Genomic DNA, 3,250 nt, shown 5'->3' with positions numbered 1-3,250 from the left:
CGTCTTGACACTGTCTTCAATGCTGGCCCTGTATTTCGGATACGCCATCATCAGTTCATTTTATTCCACGACGCTTTGCAACATGGAAGGACCCTGCGTTGGAGATGGGCATCAACCCCTGACGCCGACTCAGTTCGGTCTTAACTGCATTCTACTTGCCTTCCTCCTCCTTGCAGCTTTTTTCGGTATACGGGCATTCTTGCAAGCCGGAAGGACAGACAAGGAGAGTGGCCGCGCAAAAGGCGAAAACCCCGGGCAAGGTAACAACCCGATTGCCGACGGGAAGCCAGGCGTCGGGAGATGATGGCGGCGCAAGGCTGCCGCAGTGGGAACTCTAGGATTCACTGCGCATCTAGTTGCGGTCAGTACGGCGCCCTACTCCCAGTTTCTCCACGTTACGGTTAGGTGATCCCCGGAATACTGGACTGTGGCCAGGTATTCCAGCGGGTCGTCGGTGGAACTGCGTACCATTTCCCAATCCGTCTGGCCCGGCCAAACACCGAGGGCGCGACCGTTAAAGTGGCATGGGGCAAATAGGATCGGCGCCTGAAACTGAGCTAGCCCGCCGGCCCTAAACGGCCAGTTGACATCGTGCGCGGGATCACTCTCTACGATACAGCCAGCATGATAGGTGGCGTTGTCCTCCGCTTCGTTCGGTGTGGTCAACGCTATCGCCCTGAAGGTCCCCGGCTCTCCACGACTGGTCGCATCAATGTCATCGATTCCCAGGTTGAACAGTAACCGCGAGTCGGGCCGGCGGCCAACGTACGTAACGGAGGCCTTGACATGATCACCGGGTTTGACCCAGAACAGATGATGGATTCCATAATCACCGCCTGAACCCTCGTGGAACATCTCTGCAACAGCTTCGTATTGGCTCCTCCCCGAGTGGCAGCTTGAGCTCGTGCCGATCTGCGCTATCCACGTCTTCCTGGCGTTCGTCCAGTCCTTGCCCCAAAATCCGATCCAGGGCGCCGCCCGACTGCTCAGGAACGCCTCAAACGGCATTCCGGAGCTCGGGCCGCAGCTCACCTCCGGCACGTGCCAGGAGCCATCGACCTGTGTACCCGTGGCCGGAACGTGCACCGAATAACCAGCCCATGTGCCCTGGTTTACCGCGCTGACGGCTAGGTGCGCGGCCGCGTGAGCTGGCTGGGCGACCGCAGAAGGCGCGGACGCAAAAGACACGACCACTATGGCGGAGAGAGCAGACGCAACTGTTCGCCATGTTTTCATGAAGAGCATCTCCTTGTGCCCTTGAGCACCTGTCGTCGGAGGGGACTAAGCGACGTCCACGATGGGCAACCAAGTTGTATTTCATGAGGCTGAACACGGGACACGAGTATCCGTGGGCAGAGGCGGCGCACCACGGTGGGTAGAACTGCCACTCCTTACTGCGAGGTCGGTGGGTTAGCTTCGCAGTGACGGCGTGCGCAGACTCGCACGCCGGCTGGGAGCCATCAAGGATCTCCATCTGGCGGAGCTGCATTGCTTGCAGCGGGCACCAGGCGTCCCACGTCTCCTGCAACATTGTCTGACTTGCCCTGGCCGACTGATTGCCCGCCCCCGATGAGGGCGTGGAGCCAGCGTCTTCACTGTCCCCTGCCGCAATCTCGCGTGAGCAAGAGAAGGGGACCGTTTGCTCATCCCATGTTGGCTCTGCGGAAGCCTGCTGTGTCGGGCGGCGCTCGACAAGAGCCGAAATGCCCCCCCTTCGCCTCCCTTCTGGCGCCCGTCGAGCGGGTGACGGCGCTGTTCCCGTCACCGCGTCTGAGCGTCAGCCCCGGACGCCGAGGCTCAGGGTCAAGGGATCTGGCAGAAGATCTTGGACGAGCGAAGCGTCCCCGCAGGGGCGGACACGATGTTCTGGACCCCTTGACGCTGAGTGCGGCCGGGTCAAGCTCAGGGCGTCAGGAGAGATCAGTCCTCGCGTCAGCGAGGTCCATGGGGCTCCTGCCCGCGCCGGCTTTGAGGCGCAAACCCGAGATGCTTGTCAGCTGGGAGGTTCCCTACGGATTCGAGGCGCCGTCATCTGGGGCATGGGTCTGCGCTCCTGCATCTGCCCGGGTTCAAAGTACCGACGCAGGTACTCCTCCTTCACCTGGAGCAGTTGCTCCCGCTGGATCGTCAGTGACGGAAGCGTCCGGGTGCGCACCTTGCGCACGGAATCGTCGGGCAACCGAACGAAGGCTTGGCCTTGCCCGAGGAACTGGATCTGCTGGATGTACCGTTCCCACTGCTCCTGCAGAGGGAAGTAGGCAGGATGCGTCCGCTCCCCCGCTTCCTCGCTGTGGATGCGGTGCTTGACCGCCATGGGGTTGACCCAGCCCAGGAGACGCGCTGAGTACTCGGCATCCGTCCGGCCAGCTTTGAAGATGAGCTCAAGCCCCACGTTCTGTAGCGCCCCCCGCAGCCGCTCGTCTGCCAGGCTCCAGTTCTGGTGAGCCATGACGCAGAAGAGGCCGTACTTGCGGGTCTCCGAGAGCATCCGGGTCAACGCTTGCTCGCTCTGGGCGGTGAACTGGGAGAACTCATCGAGGATCAGGTGGTGCGTGGGTCCGCGAAAGGCCGTGTCGGTGTTGGCCCGCGCCAAGGCTGCGCTCTCCATGCCCACCGTCAGCAAGCATCCAAAGAGCCGGCGGGCATCGGGGTATGGGAAGGCCAGGTTGATGATGACCGACTTGCCGCGGTCGAGGATCTCCCGGAAGTTCAGCGTGTTCTTCCGATGGCCGAGGCTGTGCCTGAGAAGCGGCGTCAACGTCAGGAGGTCAGCGCGGTTGAGGGTGGACTCCTTCATCTGCGGGGCATCTCTCCCCCACTGATCCATCCGCATTTTGAAGAACCGCACCACCTGGGGGTCGTCGACCTGCTCGAGGAGCTGGTTGCGGTACGCCGTGTCGGTGAGGAGGTCTGCTAAGGCCGTGAGCGGTAGTCGGTTTTGCCGCAGAGCGACAACCGAGTGCTTGAGGATGTTCTCAAAGGTGGGCGCCCCTGTTGCCAGCTCCGGCCAGGCCCGCTTGCACGCATCCGAAACGAGTTCTGCGATCGCGTGCTCGTCGTAGGGCTGTTCAAGGAAGTTGAACGGAAGATACTGCTTACGGGCTGCCGCGGTTGCAATGTCTAGGTAGGCGACGCGGTTGTACTGCTCAGGATCGCTATAGGCACCCGTCTGCACGAGATGCATGAGCACCAGGGACGCCAGGTCGCCGTGCGGGTCAACCAGTGTGACGGGCAGACCGGCTTCGTAGAG

At 61.8% G+C, this 3,250-nt stretch carries 3 protein-coding genes; 1 reads left to right on the top strand and 2 read right to left on the bottom strand.

Annotated features, from left to right (window positions below; all coding sequences use genetic code 11):
* A partial coding sequence (locus JWN03_RS45405; protein WP_297629032.1) for a hypothetical protein occupies positions 1-304 on the top strand: 304 nt, incomplete at its 5' end.
* A 71-nt stretch (positions 305-375) separates the two neighbouring features.
* Here JWN03_RS45405 and JWN03_RS45400 read toward each other — a convergent pair.
* Complete coding sequence (locus JWN03_RS45400; protein ID WP_297629031.1) at positions 376-1,245, bottom strand: G1 family glutamic endopeptidase; 870 nt, start codon at positions 1,243-1,245, stop codon at positions 376-378.
* A 748-nt stretch (positions 1,246-1,993) separates the two neighbouring features.
* Positions 1,994-3,250 (bottom strand): type IV secretory system conjugative DNA transfer family protein (locus tag JWN03_RS45395; RefSeq protein ID WP_297629030.1); only part of this gene is annotated, 1,257 nt, incomplete at its 5' end.

Origin of the sequence: Nocardia sp., assembly GCF_025465275.1 — a bacterium.
Taxonomy (GTDB): Bacteria; Actinomycetota; Actinomycetes; order Mycobacteriales; family Mycobacteriaceae; genus Nocardia.
The sequence above is the reverse complement of the archived record's forward strand: the minus strand, read 5'-3'. Positions and strand labels throughout refer to the sequence as shown.